The sequence below is a fragment of the Corallococcus sp. BB11-1 genome, from assembly GCF_026626625.1.
GTDB classification, from domain to species: Bacteria; Myxococcota; Myxococcia; order Myxococcales; family Myxococcaceae; genus Corallococcus; species Corallococcus soli.
Map to the genome: position 1 here is coordinate 889,133 of NZ_JAPNJY010000028.1, position 17,559 is coordinate 906,691.

11 protein-coding genes are annotated in these 17,559 nt (G+C 70.0%); 4 read left to right on the forward strand and 7 right to left on the reverse strand.

Going from position 1 to position 17,559, the window contains the following annotated elements:
* Positions 1-11: 11 nt before the first annotated feature.
* From OV207_RS24805 to OV207_RS24815, 3 genes are read right to left on the reverse strand one after another with little or no spacing between them, the layout of a single operon-like run.
* A complete protein-coding gene (locus OV207_RS24805) occupies positions 12-587 on the reverse strand; it encodes a MarR family winged helix-turn-helix transcriptional regulator (protein WP_193429175.1) in 576 nt (191 codons plus the stop codon).
* Positions 587-3,736 (reverse strand): efflux RND transporter permease subunit, encoded by a 3,150-nt coding sequence (locus OV207_RS24810; RefSeq protein ID WP_267557612.1) that lies wholly within the window; start codon positions 3,734-3,736, stop codon positions 587-589. Before OV207_RS24810 ends, OV207_RS24805 begins: the two co-directional genes overlap by 1 nt.
* A gap of 44 nt (positions 3,737-3,780) precedes the next feature.
* Positions 3,781-4,884 (reverse strand): efflux RND transporter periplasmic adaptor subunit, encoded by a 1,104-nt coding sequence (locus tag OV207_RS24815; RefSeq protein WP_193429177.1) that lies wholly within the window; start codon positions 4,882-4,884, stop codon positions 3,781-3,783.
* Between the two features lie 335 nt (positions 4,885-5,219).
* On the opposite strand from OV207_RS24815, the gene OV207_RS24820 reads away from it, so the two are divergent.
* Positions 5,220-6,359, forward strand: a complete 1,140-nt coding sequence (locus tag OV207_RS24820) for an acyl-CoA dehydrogenase family protein (protein WP_193429178.1) — start codon at positions 5,220-5,222, stop codon at positions 6,357-6,359.
* On the opposite strand, the gene OV207_RS24825 is transcribed toward OV207_RS24820, so the two are convergent.
* Both OV207_RS24825 and OV207_RS24830 read right to left on the reverse strand, forming a co-directional pair.
* Positions 6,360-6,647 (reverse strand): hypothetical protein, encoded by a 288-nt coding sequence (locus OV207_RS24825; protein WP_120539867.1) that lies wholly within the window; start codon positions 6,645-6,647, stop codon positions 6,360-6,362. It lies immediately after the preceding gene.
* A gap of 72 nt (positions 6,648-6,719) precedes the next feature.
* On the reverse strand, positions 6,720-7,127 hold the full coding sequence (locus OV207_RS24830; RefSeq protein ID WP_193429179.1) for a hypothetical protein: 408 nt from the start codon (positions 7,125-7,127) through the stop codon (positions 6,720-6,722).
* 80 nt (positions 7,128-7,207) lie between these two features.
* Here OV207_RS24830 and OV207_RS24835 point away from each other — a divergent pair, with 80 nt between their 5' ends.
* Entirely contained in the window at positions 7,208-7,852 is a 645-nt protein-coding gene (locus OV207_RS24835) for an SAM-dependent methyltransferase (RefSeq protein ID WP_193429180.1), read from the forward strand.
* A gap of 50 nt (positions 7,853-7,902) precedes the next feature.
* Complete coding sequence (locus OV207_RS24840; RefSeq protein ID WP_267557613.1) at positions 7,903-13,941, forward strand: alpha-2-macroglobulin family protein; 6,039 nt, start codon at positions 7,903-7,905, stop codon at positions 13,939-13,941.
* A 196-nt stretch (positions 13,942-14,137) separates the two neighbouring features.
* Here OV207_RS24840 and OV207_RS24845 read toward each other — a convergent pair whose 3' ends face one another.
* Positions 14,138-15,334: an EndoU domain-containing protein gene (locus OV207_RS24845; RefSeq protein ID WP_267557614.1), complete on the reverse strand. Its 1,197-nt coding sequence runs from the start codon at positions 15,332-15,334 to the stop codon at positions 14,138-14,140.
* 86 nt (positions 15,335-15,420) lie between these two features.
* On the opposite strand from OV207_RS24845, the gene OV207_RS24850 reads away from it, so the two are divergent.
* Positions 15,421-16,245, forward strand: a complete 825-nt coding sequence (locus tag OV207_RS24850) for an SDR family NAD(P)-dependent oxidoreductase (protein WP_267557615.1) — start codon at positions 15,421-15,423, stop codon at positions 16,243-16,245.
* A gap of 49 nt (positions 16,246-16,294) precedes the next feature.
* Here the strand turns inward: OV207_RS24850 and tyrS are convergent, their stop codons facing one another.
* Positions 16,295-17,557, reverse strand: coding sequence for a tyrosine--tRNA ligase (tyrS, locus tag OV207_RS24855; protein WP_267557616.1), 1,263 nt, complete (start codon positions 17,555-17,557; stop codon positions 16,295-16,297).
* Between the last annotated feature and the right edge of the window lie 2 nt (positions 17,558-17,559).

Here is a 17,559-nt window from a genome sequence, read left to right on the forward strand (position 1 = left end):
TTCCGGCCCGGTCAGCGCGCCGGGGAGGCGCCCTTCAGGCGTGTGAGCATCCGCTCGATGATGCCGAACAGCGACTCCCGGTCCTCGGGTTCGAGCAGGCCCATCAACCGGCGCACCCCGGAGTCCGTCATCAGGTGGATGAGCTTGTAGAGCTCACAGCCCTTGTCGGTGAGCTTCGCGGTGACGGCGCGGCGGTCATCCGCGTCCCGGCCGCGCTCCACCATGCCCATGTCCTCCAGCCGGTCCACGACGCCGGTGATGGTCTTCTTGGTGATGCCGATGCGCTGGGCCAGCACGCCCACCTGTGTGGGGCCGTCCATGCCCAGCCAGCCCAGGGCGTGCACCTGGGTGGGGGTGAGCCGCATGTCGTCACAGAGGCTGGCCAGCGGATCCCTCAAGGAGCGGAAGTAGGCCAGCTCCTTGAGGAGCGCCAGGAAACGACGGGAGTCCGGCGTGGACTGGTCGCCTTCCTGGAGCAGACGGTCCGCCGGCGACAGCTCGTCGGCGGGCTCGTCCGGGACCTCCTCCAGCCCCCCGGAGCGCGCGTCGTGCTCCGGGGGCGGGGTGATGGAGGTGGGGCGGCGCATCAAGCCGTCTCCACCCTCGCCGCCGCGGCGGCCGCGGCCTCCCGCTCGCGGTCCTGGTTGACGGGACCGCCGCCGTGCGCCGTGCCCGCGAAGCCCGCGTCGTTGTCCTTCTTGCGGCTGAAGCGCGCGGAGAGCTGATCCATCAGCGAGTACACCACCGGCACCACGCCCAGCGTCAGGAACGTGGAGGTGATGAGGCCACCGATGATGGTGATGGCCATGGGCGCGCGCGTCTCCGCGCCGTCGCCCTTCGCGATGGCCACGGGGATCATGCCGGCGATCATCGCGATGGTCGTCATCAGGATGGGACGCAGACGGATGGGCGCGGCCTCCAGCAGGGCCTCGTGCGCCGTGAGGCCCTTCTCACGCACCTGGAGCGTGAAGTCGACCAGGAGGATGCCGTTCTTCACCACCAGGCCCATGAGCATGATGACGCCGATGAGGGCGAACATGGACATGTACTGCCCGGTGATGAGCAGGCCACCAATCGCCCCGATGAAGGCGAAGGGCAGCGACAGCATGATGGTGAAGGGGTGGATGAGGCTTTCGAACTGGGCCGCGAGGATCATGTAGATGAGGATGATGCCCAGCAGCAGCGCGGTGCCGAAGGCGGCCACCGACTTGCCCAGCTCCTTCGCGTTGCCTTCCAGCTCACCCGTGACGCTCTTGGGCAGCTCCTTGGCGGAGTAGTCCTGCATGTAGGCGATGGCGTCGGAGAGCGCGTAGCCGGGGGCCAGGTTCGCCAGCATGGTGATCTGCCGCTTCTGGGCCTGACGGTCGATCTGCACCGGGCCGTCCGCGGGGACGATCTTCGCCAGGTTGCGCAGCTCCACCAGCTGCCCCGAGGGGGCGCGCACGGCGAGCTGGCCGAGCGCGTCCGCGGAGGCCAGGGTCTCCGGCGTGAGGCGCAGCTTCACCTCGTACGTCTCACCACCCTCGCGGTAGTCCAGCACCTTGTCGCGGCCCAGGTAGGCGCGCAGCGTGGCGCCCAGGGACGCGGCGGGCACGCCCAGCGTGGCCGCGCGGTCGCGGTCCACCTGCACGTCGTACTGCGGCTTGCCGGAGCGGTACGTCATGTCCACGTCGGTGAGGCCCGGGTTCTTGGCCATCGCCTGGCGCAGCTTCTCCGCGGACTCCGTCAGCTCCTTCCAGTTGTCACCGCGCAGGTTGTACTGCACCTGCTGGGAGCGGGCGCCGCCGCCGGCCACGCCGGTGACGTCCTGCACGGACAGGGTCACGCCCTTGGGCGCGCGCATGTTCTCGCGCAGGTACGTCTTCAGGTCGCCCTGCTTGAAGGCGCGGTCCTTCACGGCCGACAGGTTGATGAGCACCTCGCCCTTGTGGACCTCCTCCTGCACGCCACCGCCGGCCGTGGTGAACGTGGAGGTGACGCCCGGGATGGTGCGCACCTGCGCCGCCAGCGTGTCCAGCTGGGCCTGGGTCTCCTGGATGGTGGAGCCGATGGGCAGCTCCGCCGTGAGCTTGATGTTGCCGTTGTCCTGTTCCGGGATGAACGTGAACTTGAGGAAGCGCATCATCCCGAAGGTGGCGAAGAGCACCAGCACGGCGGCCAGCATGGTCAGCGCGCGGTGCTTGAGGATGGAGGCCAGGATGCGGCGGTAGCCGGACTCCATGCCCACGAGCACCTTCTCCACCTTCGCGGAGATGCCCGTCGGGTGGCCGTGCTCACGCAGCAGCTTCGAGGACAGCATGGGCGTGAGCGTCATCGACACCGCGTAGGAGATGAGCGTCGCCACCGCCACCGTGACACCGAACTGGTAGAAGAACTTGCCGATCATGCCGTCCATGAAGGCCACCGGGATGAACACCGCCACGATGGCCAGCGTCACCGCGAGCACCGCGAGGGCAATCTGTCCGGCGCCCTCCAGGGCGGCCTGCATGGGCGAGGCGCCCTCTTCCATGTGACGGACGATGTTCTCGATGACCACGATGGCGTCGTCGATGAGCAGACCGATGGACAGGGTCAGCGCCAGCATCGTGATCATGTTGAAGGTGAAGCCCAGCGCCGCCATCACGGCGAACGTGCCGATGACGGACACCGGCAGCGCGACGGCCGCCACGATGGTGGAGCGCAGGTTGCGCAGGAACACGAGCACGATGAGCACGGCGAGCACGCCGCCCAGGACCAGGTCCACCTGCACCGCGCGGATGGACGAACGGATGAACCGCGCGTTGTCCGTCACGGTCTCCACCTGCACGCCCGGGGGCAGCTGCGTGTTGAGCTCCGCGAGCGACTCCATCACCAGGTCCGCCACCTGCACCGTGTTGGAGCCGGACTGCTTGCGCACCACCAGCGCCACCGCGCTGCGATCGCCGCTCTTGGCGCTGGAGCGCTGCTCCGCCGGGCCATCCACGACCTCCGCGACGTCGCGCACGCGGATGGGCGAACCCGCCGCGCTGGAGATGATGATGTTGCGGATGTCGTCCACGCTCTTGGCTTCGGACGTCAGGCGCACCACGCGCTCGCGGCCGCTGTCCATGCTGCGGCCACCCGGGACGTCCAGGCTCTGGGCCTTGAGCGCCTGGCTGACGTCGCTGATGGCCAGGCCGTAGCCGCGCAGCCGCTGGGGGTCCACCACGAGCTGGATCTCCCGCTCACGGCCACCGACGATGTCGATGCTGCCCACGCCCGGCTGGCGCTGCAGGGCGGGCTTCACGATGTCGTCCGCGACGCGCGTCAGGTCCTCCACCGGCAGGGGACCCGCCAGCGCGAGGGTGATGATGGGGGCCGCGCCGATGTCGAACTTCTCCACCACCGGCGTCTCCACCTCGTCGGGCAGCTTGCTGAGCGTGGCCTGCACGCGGTCGCGCACGTCCTGCGAGGCGACCTCCACCGGGGTGGACAGCTTGAACTGGATGACGATCTGCGAAACGCTCTCCAGGTTGACGGAGCGCAGCGTGTCCACGCCGTTGAGCGTGTTGAGCGCCTCCTCCAGCGGGTCGGAGACATTCTTCTCCATGGACTCCGGGTCCGCGCCCGGCAGCACCGTCGTCACCGTGACGACGGGGAAGTCCACGTCGGGGAATTGATCCACGCCGATGCGCGGATAGGAGAACAAGCCGAACACCACCACCGCCAGCATGAGCATGGCGGTGAAGATGGGCCGTGTAATGAAGGTCTTGAGCATTCTTCAGGTACCCGAAGGAAAGGGGAGGGGAGGGAGGACCGGCGCTACTGCGTGACGCGCACCGCGGTCCCCTCCTTGACGTCCAGCGAGGCGTCGGCGAGCACGCGCTCCTCCGCCGTGAGGCCCTGCAGCACCTTCACGTAGCCCGGCAGCACGCGCTGCACGCGCACGTCGCGCTTGCGCACGGTGCCGTCCTGCACCACCCACACGAAGCCGTCCTGGCCCTTGCTGCTGACCGCCTGCGAGGGCAGGAACAGGCCCGGGGCCGAGTCACCCGCGGCCTTGGAGAAGTCCATCTCCACGAGCGCGCCCGGGCGCAGCGGCCGCTCCGTCTTGCCCGTCACGTCCGCCAGCACCTCCACGGTGCGGCTCTGCGCGTCGATGACGGCGCCCACGTTGGACACCTTCGCCTCGAAGCGCATGCCGCTGGGGTTCACGGTGCCCGGCGTCACGGTGCCCGGCACCACGCTGTCGATGACGGACTCCGGCACCATCATCCGGATCTCCAGCCCGTCGGCGTCCACCATGGAGAACACCGGGGTGGAGGGCGTCATCGCCACCGAGTCACCCACGTTCTTCGTGCGCGCGGTGATGATGCCGTCGAACGGCGCGGTGATGGAGTGGTCGCGCAGGTTCTCCTCCGCCAGCCGCAGCGCCGCGCCCGCCTGGGCCGCCTGGGCCGCCGCCTGCTTCTGGCCGATCTCCGCCTGCTCCAGGGCGCTGGCCGCGACGCCGCCGGACTCGGCGACCTTGCGCGTGCGCTCCAGGGTGCTGGTGGCCAGTTGCAGCGCCGCGTCCGCCATGTCCTTGGCTGCGCGCGTCTGGTCCACCGCGATGCGCACGTTGGACGTGTCCAGCACCGCCAGCACGTCGCCCTTCTTCACCTTGTCGCCCACCTTCGCGTTCACCTTCATGAGCGTTCCGGTGGCGGACGGGCCCAGCGTCGCCTCGTGCTTGGAGCGCACCTGCCCGGTGACGCGCGTCACGTTCTGCTCCAGCTCGGTGGCCGGGGTGATGGCCTTGACGCCCATGGCGTTCGCGCCGCCCGCCTGCTGCGTGGGCAGCTGCGCCTTCTCCGCCCCCGCCTTCGAGCACCCTGCCGTCGACACCGCAACGGCCACCACGGCGGCCAAGATTCGCTGATTCACGCGTCCGAACTCCTGCCGGCTCTCCGGCGGTTCACCCGCCCGGGTACCTGCTCCGGCCATATTCTTTGTGGGCTAGAAATTACCGACGCTCGATTATCTGTCAAGAGGATACTCCGTAATGCGGACTATCCACCCCGGGGTGGCCCTTTGCGCCTGGCCGCCTGCCCGCTGGGCCCCAACACCGAGGGCGTCGCATTGCGTCACGGGCGACTGACGCGGTGCGGGAGGGCAGGGACGTCGCGGGTTGCTTGTGGCTGACACGAAGCGCCTGTTATTGACTCGCGAGTCAATCCACCCCCGGAGCACCCGCCGGGGACACTTCCCGAGGATCAGCGATGCTCAACCCGTTCACCGAGGAGCACGAGGCGTTTCGCAAGACGGTGCGCACCTTCGTGGAGAAGGAGATGGCGCCGTACGGGCTGGAGTGGGACCGCGCGGGCATCTTCCCCCGCGAGCTGTTCAAGAAGTGCGGCGAGCTGGGCTTCCTGGGCATCAACCACGACCCGAAGTACGGCGGCAGCGGCCTGGACTACTGGTACGTGACGGCGTTCGCGGAGGAGCTGAGCCGCAGCCGCAACGCGGGCGTGAACATGGCGCTGCTGGTGCAGAGCCAGATGGCCACGCCCATCATCAACGAGATCGGCACCGACGAGCAGAAGCGGGAGTTCCTGGAGCCCGCGCTCAAGGGTGAGCGCATCGCGGCGCTGGGCGTGAGCGAGCCGGGGTGCGGTTCGGACGTGGCGAGCATCAAGACGACGGCGCGTCGGGACGGCGACGACTACGTCATCAACGGCTCCAAGATGTGGATCACCAACGGCACGCGCGCGGACTTCATCACGCTGGCGGTGCGCACGGGGGAGCAGGGCTACGGCGGCATCTCGCTGGTGACGTTCCCCACGGACGTGAAGGGGTTCAGCATCTCCAAGAAGCTGGACAAGATTGGCAACCTGTCCTCGGACACGGCCATCCTCTACTTCGAGGACTGCCGCATCCCGGCCCGCTACGTGCTGGGCGAGGAGAACCAGGGCTTCTACCACGTGATGACGAACTTCCAGGGCGAGCGCCTGGTGGGGGCCATCACCACGGTGGGCGGCATGGACCGGATGCTGGAGGACGCCATCCAGTACGGCAGCGAGCGCGAGGCGTTTGGCCGGCCGCTCATCAAGTTCCAGGTGTGGCGTCACAAGTTCGTGGAGCACCTGGCGGCGGTGGAGGCGGCGCGGCGGCTCACCTACCACGCGGTGGACCTGTTCGACCGGGGGGAGAACCCGGTGAAGGAGGTCTCCATGGCGAAGCTGTTCGCGGGCGACCTCGCGCAGCGCGTGGCCTACGACTGCCAGCAGTTCTTCGGCGGCATGGGCTACATCGAGGAGACGCCCATCGCGCGGATGTGGCGGGACGTGCGGCTCATCACCATCGGCGGTGGCACCTCCGAGGTGATGAAGGAGATCATCTCCAAGCTGTACGGCTTCTAGCTACTTCTTGCGGAACAGGGACTCCGCGGCGCTGAGGAGCGCGTCGCGGGAGTCCTTCTGATGCAGGCCGCCTTCGCCCAGCTGGAACAGCTCGCAGAAGTTGGCCCCGTCCTTGTCGCGGGGCACCTCCGCGAAGGGCTCCTTGCAGGCCTTGGCCACGGACAGGTCGAAGTGCCGGCAGTTGCGGCACGAGCGCAGGTCCTCGTCACAGCCGGGGCAGGTGTCGTTGCGGCCCACCTGGTTGGCGATGATGTCGAGCGAGCGTCCGCAGTGCGCGCAACCGGGCATGGCGAGGTCCTCCCCGTGAACGGGCCGGGGCGGCATCCTGCCAGAATCCGGGCGCGCGCGGCCCGGACGCCCTCAGCGCTGGACGCTGGGCGTGAACGCCGGGGTGGGGTGGGCGGAGGTTGACTGGGGCCGGTTCAATTCGCCCGTGGCGTCCAGCAGCTGGTCGTCCAGCCGCTTGAGCAGGAAGAGGACGTAGGCGGACACGGCGGACAGGATGGCGGCCATGACGCCCAGCAGCATGCCCCGCTGCCAGCGGTGGGCCTTCTCCATCACGCCACGGCGCTCCTTGAAGGTCTTCAACTGGGCGTCCACGGACGTCCCGTCCAGCTTCTGGGCGAAGTCCGTGGCCTGGGCGCTGCCCCGGGCCATCAGCCACCGCCCCTCGGCCTGGAGGGCCTCGGCGCGCGTGTAGCAGAACGCCGCTCCGCCCGCGAAGAGCAGGGAGATGCACAAGGCCGCTGTCACGCTCCGGGTGCCCATGCCCTCATCCCTCCGGAAGAACCGATGGCGCGGACGCTGAACAGGCCGCGACTGCTCCGGCTTTCCGAAGACAGTAGCGGATGCTAGGGACGGGGTCCGACATGGGCAAGTCCTACCGTCCTAAAGACCACTATTTCCAGAAAGCCAAGCAAGAGGGCCTGCGCGCGCGGTCGGCCTTCAAGGTGGATGAGATCCTCAAGCGCTTCCCCACCTCCGTGAAGAAGGGCGCGGCGGTGCTGGACCTGGGGGCGGCGCCGGGCGGCTTCCTCCAGATTTTGGTGGACGCGGTGGGTGTGTCCGGGCGCGTCGTCGGCGTGGACATCGTCGCCATCCGGCCTTTCTCACAGAAGCAGGTGACGACGGCGGTGCTGGACGTGCTGGCGGACGACTTCGACGCGAAGCTGGCCGCGCTGTACGACGGGCCGTACGACGCGGTGATCTCCGACATGGCGCCCAAGACGTCCGGCATCAAGGGCACGGACGAGGCGCGCAGCCTGCGGCTCGCGGGCAAGGCGCTGGAGGTGGCGGCGGCGCGTGGCCGGGCCGGGGGCACGTTCGTGGCCAAGGTCTTCATGGGGGGCGACTTCGAGGCCTTCCGCGACGAGGTGCGCCGACTCTACGAAGAGGTGAAGGTGGTGCGGCCGGAGGCCACGCGCGGCGCCAGCATGGAGGTCTACGTGGTGGGGCTGCGGCGCCGGGCCCCCGCGGCCCCCGTCGCGCCCTGACGCGCGAAAGGGGGACCTCCCGGGGGGCGGGCGGCGTCTAGAGTGCCGCCATGTCTGAACCCTCGCGCCCGCGTGCGCTCGTCGTCCTGCTGTGCCTGCTGTCGTTCGCCCTGCCGCACCCCACTCCCGCGTCCGCCCAGGCGAAGGCCCCTCCGACGTGGAAGGCCATCGACGCGCTCGTCGAGGACGACAAGGTGGAGTCCGCCGCGCAGGGGGCCGAGGCCCGGCTGGTCGCCGCGAAGCAGAAGAAGGACGCCGCCGAGTGGACGCGCGCGCTGGTGCGCACGGTGCAGCTTCGCACGCGGCTGCACGGCTACGAGACGGCGGTGCGCTTCCTGCGGGAGCAGCCGTGGCCGGACGACGCGCGGCAGCGGGCCACGCTGAACCTCTTCTACGCGGCGGTGCTCACGCACTACGTGGACGCGTACGGCTACGAAATCGGCCAGCGCGAACAGGTGGCGTCGTCAGGCCCGGTGGACCTGAAGGCCTGGACGAAGGACCAGCTGGTGACGGAGGCGCAGCGCGCCCAGGCCGCCGTGTGGGCGCTGCGGCAGGAGCTGGGCACCGAGCCGGTGAAGGTGCTGTCGGAGTACCTCCAGCCCAACACGTACCCGGATGGCATCCGCTCCACGCTGCGCGACGCGGTGACGTACCTGTGGGTGGCGCTGCTGGAGCGCACGGACCTGTGGCGCCCGGAGCAGGAGCAGCAGGTGTACCGGCTGGACCTGGGGGCGCTCCTGGCGGGCACGCCCAGGGTGGACCTGGTGGACCCCGCCGTGCACCCGTTGATGAAGGTGGCGGCGCTGCTGGGGGACCTGGAGGCATGGCACCTGGCGGCGGGGCGGCGCGAGGCGGCGTTGGAGGCGCGGCTGCGGCGCTACGACGTGCTCTCCACGTCCTTCACCGACACGGAGGATCAGCTGCGCGTGCGCGAGCACCTGGTCGCGCACCTGAAGGGCTTCCGGGACGTGCCCTGGTGGTCGGCGGGGCAGCTGCAGCTCGCGGAGCTGGAGGAGGCGGTGGGGCGCCGGGTGGCGGCGCACGCCGCGGCGAAGGCGGGCGCGGACGCGTGGCCGAAGTCGTTCGGGGGCCTGCGGTGCGCCGCGAAGGTGACGGCCCTGGAAGCCCCGGAGCTGTCCGCCACGGTCATGCACGTGGACGGGGCGGGCCGGCGCTCCATCGAGGTGCGCCACCGCAACGTGGCGCAGGTGCACTTCCGGGCGTTCGCGCTGGACGTGGAGGCGAAGCTCGCGAAGCCCGGACAGGACATGTCGCTCATCGCGGAGGGCTCGGAGGTGCGCCGGCTGGTCCAGACGCGCAAGCCCGAGGCGGCCTGGAGCACGGCGTTGCCGAAGACGTCCGACTACCAGTCGCACCGGACCTTCGTGACGCCGCCGTCGCTCAAGCCCGGCGTGTACGCGCTGGTGATGTCCGTGCGCGAGGACTTCAAGGAGAAGGACAACAAGCTCGTCTCGCTGCCGATGAACGTGTCGCCGTGGGCGGTGGTCACCCGTCGGGTGGGTTCCGGGCGGGTGGAGGTGCGGGTGGTGGACGGGGCGACCGGAGCGGCCACGCCCAACGTGGAGGTGCGGCTCGTCACGCCGGACTACCAGCAGCGGCGCTTCGGCATCGTCTCCCACCGCACGGATGCACGCGGAGAGCTCACGCTCGAGGCGCGGACCCGGGAGGACCACATGAGCGCCCTGATGGTGCTGGGGCGCGGCCGGGGCGTGATGGTGTACCCGGGCTCGGTGTTCCTGTACGCGGAGCGTGCTCCCGACGCGCGGCAGCAGACCCTCATCTACACCGACCGCTCCGTGTACCGGCCGCAGCAGAAGCTGTTGTGGAAGGTGGTGTCCTATCGCTCCGATGAGGGCATGAAGCGCCACCAGGTGATGCCGGACGCGCAGGTGACGGTGTCGCTGTTGGACCCCAACGGCCAGGAGGTGGAGAAGCGCGAGGTGCGCACCAACACGTTCGGTTCGGTGGCGGGGGAGTTCACCCTGCCCACGGGCCGTCCCCTGGGCCAGTGGCATGTCCGGACGAGTCCCTCGGGCTACGCCGCCGTGCGCGTGGAGGAGTACAAGCGCCCCACCTTCGAGGTGGCGCTGAAGGACGCGCCCGAAGCGCTCCGGCTCAACCGACCCGCCACGTTCAAGGGCGAGGCCCGCTACTTCTTTGGCCTGCCGGTGACCCGGGGCGCGGTGAAGTGGCGCGTGTCGCGTGAGCCGGTGCTGCCGCCCTGGTGGTTCTGGGAGCGCATCCCCACGACGGCGCAGTTGGTGGCGTCCGGCTCCGCGTCGGTGGGGGAGGACGGGGGCTTCTCCGTGGCCTTCACGCCGGAGGCGGACGAGCGGCTGGCGAAGACGCAGGGCATGTCGTGGCGCTACCGCGTGGAGGCGGACTTGACGGACGAAGGCGGAGAGACGCGCTCCGCGAGCCGCGCGTTCCGGCTGGGCTTCGTGTCGGTGGAGGGCCGCGTGGAGTCCGACCAGGGCTTCGTCCGCGAGGACCTGCCGTCGGCCGTGCGCCTCGTGCGCTCGAACCTGGACGGGGCCCCGCAGGCCGGCGCGGGACGCTGGCGGTTGCTCGCGCTGAAGCAGCCCGCCCGTGCGCTGATGCCGTCGGAGGAGCCCGTCGACGCGCCCCCCCCCCTGGAGGGCTCCGCGCAGGAGCACCGGCAGTGGACCGCCACGCCGGGGGATGCGCTCAAGCCGCGCTGGCAGCAGGGGTTCGAGCCCGCCTCCACGCTGCGTCGCTGGGAGGACGGGGCGGAGGTGGCCCAGGCAGCGGTGACGCACGGCGCGGATGGCGTGGCGAGCGTGAAGCTGCCGGCGCTGCGCGCGGGGGCCTACCGCCTGCGCTACGAGACGACGGATGCCTTCGGCCAGAAGGCGCTCGCACAGCACGACTTCGTGGTCGCCGGCTCGCGGGCGCCCACCGGGTTGCCCGGGATGCTGATGGCGGAGCGGTCGTCGGTGCGGGTGGGCGAGGTGGCCCGGCTGGTGGTGGCCTCCGGCTACGAGGGCCAGCCGCTGATGATGGACGTGTACCAGGGCTCGCGGCGCGTCGAGCACCGCCTGCTGACGGCGGGACAGGGCCGGGCCGTCGTGGAGATTCCCGTGACGGAGGCTCTGCGCGGCGGCTTCACGGTGGCGCTGTCGCTGGTGCGCGACTGGCAGCACCTGGGCTTCCAGCAGACGGTGGCGGTCCCCTTCGACGACAAGGAGCTGAGCGTGGAGTTCGCCACGTTCCGCGACACGCTGCGCCCCGGCGCGAAGGAGACCTTCCGCGTGACGGTGAAGGGCCCGAAGGGCGCGAAGCTGGAGGCGGGGGCCGCGGAGGTGCTGGCGTACATGTACGATCAGTCGTTGGACCTGTTCGGCCCGCACACGCCGCCCCAGGTGGCGCGGCTGTATCCGCAGCGGTCCACGTCGCTCGACACCCGCTCCTCCGTGAGCTCCAACGGGGGCGACTGGCTCTTCGATGACCTGGGGCGGAGCGCCTCCCTACAGGATCCGGAGCCGGATCAGCTGAAGTTCGGAAGCGGGTACGGGCTGGGCGGCCCGGGCTACGGCCGACGTTTCCGGGGGGGCATGACCATGTCCGGGGCCCACCGCAGGGAGAGCGACAGCGAGGAGGAACGCTCTGCTCCGGGCAGCCCGCCGCCTCCGCCGCCGCCTCCATCCCCTTCCATGGCTCCGCCAGCGGAGGCGAAGGTCCAGATGAAGCGGTACTCCGTCATCGAGATCAACAAGGAGCCGGAAGCGCCGCAGCCGCTGCGCTCGAACTTCGCGGAGACGGCGTTCTGGATTCCGCAGCTCCTGACCGGGCCGGACGGCGCGGCGGTGCTCGAGTTCTCCGTGCCGGATTCGGTGACGGCGTGGAACGTCTGGGTGCACGCCCTCACCCGCGACCTGAAGGGCGGCTCGGTGCAGCGCACCACCCGCAGCGTGAAGGAGCTGATGGTGCGCCCGTACCTGCCGCGCTTCCTGCGCGAGGGGGACCGCGCGGAGCTGGAGGTCGTGGTGAACAACGCGGGCGCGGCGACCCAGCAGGGGCAGCTCACGTTCGACATCGTGGATCCGGACACGCAGAAGAGCCTGCTCGCGGACTTCGGCGTGAAGACGACGGGGCAGAGCTTCACGGTGGCGGCGGGGAAGGGGACGCACCTGCGCTTCCCCATCACCACCCCGGCGCGCGTGGGCTCGGTGGCCTTCCGCGTCGTCGCGAAGTCCGGCGCCTTCAGCGACGGCGAGCTGCGCGCCCTGCCGGTGCTTCCGGGGCGCATGCACCTGGCGCAGTCGCGCTTCGTGACGTTGCGCGACAAGGATCGCAAGACGCTCACGTTCGATGACCTGAAGCGCTCCAACGACCCCACGCGGGTGAACGAGCAGCTCGTCGTCACGGTGGACGCGCAGCTCTTCTATTCGGTGCTCCAGGCGCTGCCGTACCTGGTGGACTACCCATACGAGTGCACGGAGCAGACGCTCAACCGCTTCGTGTCCACGGGCATCGTCTCCAGCCTCTACGCGAAGCACCCGGCGGTGGCGAAGATGGCGAAGGCGCTGAGTGAGCGGCCCACGCGCTTCGAGACCTGGGACGCGGTGGATCCGAACCGGAAGATGACGCTGGAGGAGACGCCCTGGCTCAACGAAGCCCGGGGCGGTGACGAGTCCTCGGACAAGCTGCTGCGGGTGTTGGATCCGAAGGTGGCCCAGGCGGAGCGGCTGTCCTCGCTGGAGAAGCTGAGGAAGGCGCAGACGGCGTCCGGTGGCTTCCCGTGGTGGCCGGGAGGGCCGCCCTCGCCGTACATGACCGTCTACATCCTCCACGGCCTGTCCCGCGCGATGGAGCACGGGGTGGCGGTGCCGCCGGAGATGACCGCGCGGGCCTGGGAGTACCTGGCCACGCAGTTCCGCGAGGACTACGCCAAGACGCTGATGAGGAAGGACCTGGGCTGGGAGTTCCTCACGTTCCTCAACTTCGTGGCGTCGTCGTATCCCGACGCGCGCTACACGGGCGAGGCGCTCACGGCGGCCGAGCGGCAGCGCATGCTCGACTTCTCCTTCAAGCACTGGAAGAAGCACGCGCCGTTCCTCAAGGGCTACCTGGCGCTCACGCTGCACCGCGCGAAGCGGACGCAGGACGCGCAGAAGGTCTGGGACAGCGTGATGGACTCCGCGAAGACGACGGAGGAGCTGGGGACGTACTGGGCGCCGGAGGACCGCAGCTGGCTCTGGTACAACGACACCACGGAGACGCACGCGTTCGCGCTGCGCACGCTGTCGGAGCTGCGCCCCAAGGACCCGCGCCGCGAGGGGCTGGTGCAGTGGCTGCTGCTGGACAAGAAGCTGGGCCACTGGAAGTCCACGCGCGCCACGGCCGAGGCGCTCTACGCGCTGGTGAACTACCTGGAGGCGGAAGGGGCGCTGGGCGTCCGCGAGGAGCTGAAGGTGACGGTGGGGCAGAAGGTCGTGCCCATGGTCTTCTCGCCGGAGGTCTACACGGGCAAGAAGAACCAGGTGGTGCTCACCGGGCCGGAGGTGAAGCCCGACACGGCGACCACCGTGGTGGAGAAGACGACGCCGGGCTTCGCCTTCGCCTCCGCGACGTGGCACTTCTCCACGGAGGAGCTGCCGAAGGAGGAGCGCGGCGACTTCTTCCACGTGTCACGCCGCTACTTCGTGCGCGTGCGCGAAGGCAACCAGACGCTGCTGCGTCCCCTGGCGGAGGGCGCGAAGCTGCAGCCCGGTGACGAGGTCGAGGTGCAGCTGTCGCTGCGCACCAAACACGCGGCCGAGTACGTGCACCTGCGCGACCCGCGCGCCGCGGGCCTGGAGCCGGAGAACGCGGTGTCCCGCCACAAGTGGGACCTGGGCATCGTCTGGTACGAGGAGGTGCGGGACTCTGGGACGAACTTCTTCTTCGAGGCGCTGCCGGTGGGTGAGTACACGTTCAAGTACCGGCTGCGCGCCAACCTGGCGGGCACCTTCCGCGTGGGGCCCGCGACGGTGCAGTCCATGTACGCGCCGGAGTTCACCGCCTACTCCACGGGCACGGTGATCACCGTGGGCAAGGCCCCGTAGTCCGGAAGCGGGGCAGGGGGCCGGCGCTCCTTCGGGGGCGTCGGTCCTGCCTCTTCGCGGCGAACGGCGGCTGCGCGGGGGGCGCATCTCCCGCGCAAGCCTCTGGGGCCCGGCCCCTGCTCAGGAACGCCCGCAGCACGGTTGACGGCGTTGTCGCCGCGACGACGGGCCGGTTCGTGCCCTTCGGGGAGTCCCGCTACTCCGCGCAGGTGGCGGCGTCGTCCGTCGGGTGCAGCGTGGCGATGCCGTAGGTGCCGTTGCGCGTGCCGCACCAGATGCGCCAGTTGCCGCCCCCGATGTCCGGCGCCGAGTACACGCCGCCTTCCTTCTTCGCCCCACCCCGGGCACAGCAGTGGGCGAAGGCGCGCGTCCCGATGGCGGCGATGGAGACCGCGTCCTGCGTCGAGGAGAAGCCCCCGAGCCGCTTCACCCCGCAGGACCAGGGGGCGTTGCCCCGGAAGCGGATCAGGTACTGCTCACCGCGCAGGGCTTCCTCTCCCTTGCCGGGGCCCTGGTAGCAGAGCTTTCCCTCCGCCTCGAGCTGCGCGTAGCGCGGCAGGAAGTGCAACCCGCCAATGGGCCCGCGCTGCCAGTCATCCCCGCAGAAGATGTGGGTGAAGGCGTTGCGCGGGCCGGTGCTCACCCAGAGGCTCGTGAGCCATTCGAGGTTCGCCTGCCGCGAGCCCGCTCCCGGCCGGCCCGCCGCGGAGAGCGCCCGCTGCACGCGGGCGTCGTCATAGTGCTTCGCGAAGAAACGCTGCACGTCCGCCGCGCTCACGCTCGCATCGGGACGCGCGGGGCACAGGTCCAGCACCTCGCGGTCCAGCGCGGACAGCGCGGGGGCCTTGGCGAAGAGGGGCGCGTTCTCGCAGGTGGTCGCGCAGGCCGGTGCCCCGTCCTTGGCGGGCATCGGAGGGGGCGCGAGCGCCTGGCTCGCGGGCGCGCGGACGATGACCTCATCGCCTGGGGCTTCCAGCGCGGAGCCCTTGCCTCCCGCGAGCCCGGACTCCGTCGCCGCGATGCCCGGGGTCGTCACGTCGGACAGGGCGTCACCGCCGCGGGCCGCCTGCTGCTGCCGCGTGTTCGCGTGGTCCGCCCTCACGAGGGCGTCCGTGTCCGGGGCCTTCTGGATGGCCTCCGTGGGGGTGCCATCACACAGCACCCAGCCTTCGACCTTGGGGCCCTGGAGCTTGCACCACGCGCGCGCCGGGCCCCCCTTCTTCACGAGCGGATAGGTCACCCCCGGTTCGACGGCGAAGACGACCGTGGAGGACTCCGGCTGCTCCACGGCGTCCACGCGCTCGTCGGAGACGAAGACTCCACCCCCGGCCCAGACGGCGGGGGCCACGGAGAGGGCCAGGAAGAAGCAGGCGAGCGACCCGGGAAGGCGCATGGTGCGCCAGACTCTAACAGGAGCGCCCGGGGAGCGCTGATCCCCGGTTGCGCCCGCCGCCCGGCCGGAGAATAACGACGCCCGATATGAAACCGATGAATTTCCGAGGCCGCTGGGTGCTCATCACTGGCGCGTCGTCCGGCCTGGGGCTGGAGATGGCCCGCCTGCTCGCGAAGGAGCACGGCGCCCACATCATCACCGTGGCACGCCGGGAGGACCGGCTGCTCGCGCTCAAGGCGGAGCTGGAGGGCGCGCACGGCGTGCAGGTGCTGCCCCTCACCGCGGACCTCACGAAGCCCGGTGAGGCCGAGCGCGTGCATGCCGCCGCCGTGGAGGCGCGCGCCGTGGACGGCGTCATCCTCAACGCGGGCGTCACCTTCTTCGGCCACGTGCTGGAGCAGCCGCCCGAGTCCTTCGCCACGATGCTCGCCACCAACGTCACCAGCGTGGTGCGGATGTCCCAGCTCTTCGCGGCGGACTTCGTCAAACGCGGAGGGCAGGGGTCGCTGATGCTCGTCGCCAGCACGGCGGGCTTCGCGCCGCTGCCGTACCAGACGACCTACGCGGCGACGAAGGCGTTCGTCATCAGCTTCGGGCGGGGCATGGCCCAGGAGCTGCGCAAGGCGGGCGTGTCCATCACCGTCTTCGCGCCGGGCGGCATCGCCACGGAGATGCTGTCGCTGTCGGGCCTGGACCGGAAGTTCAAGGCGGGCGACCTGGGCATCATGTCCGCGGAGGCCTGCGCGCGCATCGCCGTGGACGCGATGGTGCACCGTCGCGAGCTGGCCGTGCCCGGGGTCCTCAACCGCTTCCTCGCCATGACGATGAAGCTGCTGCCCCACGGCTTCATGGCCCAGCGGGCCGCCGCGCTGTACGAGGGCGGGCTCCCGAAGGAGCCTCCCGTCCCCTGAAGCCGTCACGTCCCGGGGCTTCGTGAGCCCCGGGCGGAGGCTTCCCGGCTCAGGCCAGCTTCACCCGCGCCACCTTCAGCTTGCCCACCTGCACCGTGTACTCGCCGGCCCCGAGTTCCGCCTTGGGGTCGACGACCTTCTCGCCGTTCACCCGGACGCCGCCCTGGGCCATCAGCTTGCGCGCTTCCGTGGCGGAGGCGACGAGCTTCGTCTCCGGCAACAGCTTCGTCACCGGCAGCTTCTCCGCGCCCGCGAGCGACACCTCCACGAGCGGCAGCTCGTCCGTGGACAGCTCCTTCTTGGCGAAGCGCTTCTCGAAGTCCTCGGCCGCCTTGCGCCCGGCCTCCTCGCCCTGGAAGCGCGCGGCCATCTCCTGCGCGAACGCGACCTTCGCCGCCTTCGGGTGGAGGGCGCCGGACTTCGTCTGCTCCTCCATCTCCAGGACCTTCTTGAGCGGCAGCGCCGACAGCAGCTTGTAGTACCGCCACATCAGGTCGTCGGTGATGCTCATCAACTTGCCGAAGATGCTGTCCGCCGGCTCGTCGATGCCCACGTAGTTGTCCAGGCTCTTGGACATCTTGTCGCCGGTGATGACGCCGTCGACCCGCTTCGCGTCCAGGCCCTCCAGGATGGGGCCCGTCATGATGACCTGCGGCTCCAGGCCCTCGTCCTTCATGAGCTGCCGGCCCACGCCCAGGTTGAAGAGCTGGTCCGTCGCGCCCAGCTCCACGTCCGCCTTCAGCGCCACGGAGTCATGGCCCTGCAGCAGCGGGTAGAGGAACTCGTGCAGGGAGATGGAGCGGTTCTCCCGGTAGCGGGTCTTGAAGTCGTCGCGCTCCAGCATGCGCTGCACGGAGTAGCGCGAGGCCAGGCGGATCATCCCCTCGGTGCCCAGCGCGTCGAGCCACTCCGAGTTGAACTTCACCACCGTCTTGTCGGCGTCCAGCACCTTGAAGACCTGCTGCTTGTAGGTCTCCGAGTTGACCTTCACCTCGTCGCGGGTGAGGGCCGGGCGCGTCGTGTTCTTCCCGGTGGGGTCGCCGATGAGCGCCGTGAAGTCACCGATGAGGAACACCACCGTGTGCCCGAAGTCCTGGAAGCGCCGCATGCGCGTCAACAGGAGCGAGTGGCCCAGGTGGAGGTCGGGACGACTGGGGTCGAAGCCGGCCTTGATGACGAGCGGCTTGCCCTTGTCGTACGAGCGCTGGAGCTTCTTCTTGAGGTCCTCCGGCACCTGCAAATCCACGGTGCCGCGAGTGACTTCTTCGTACTGCTCTTCGGGTGTCGCCTTGCGCAGTGCGTCCGGGTTCATGG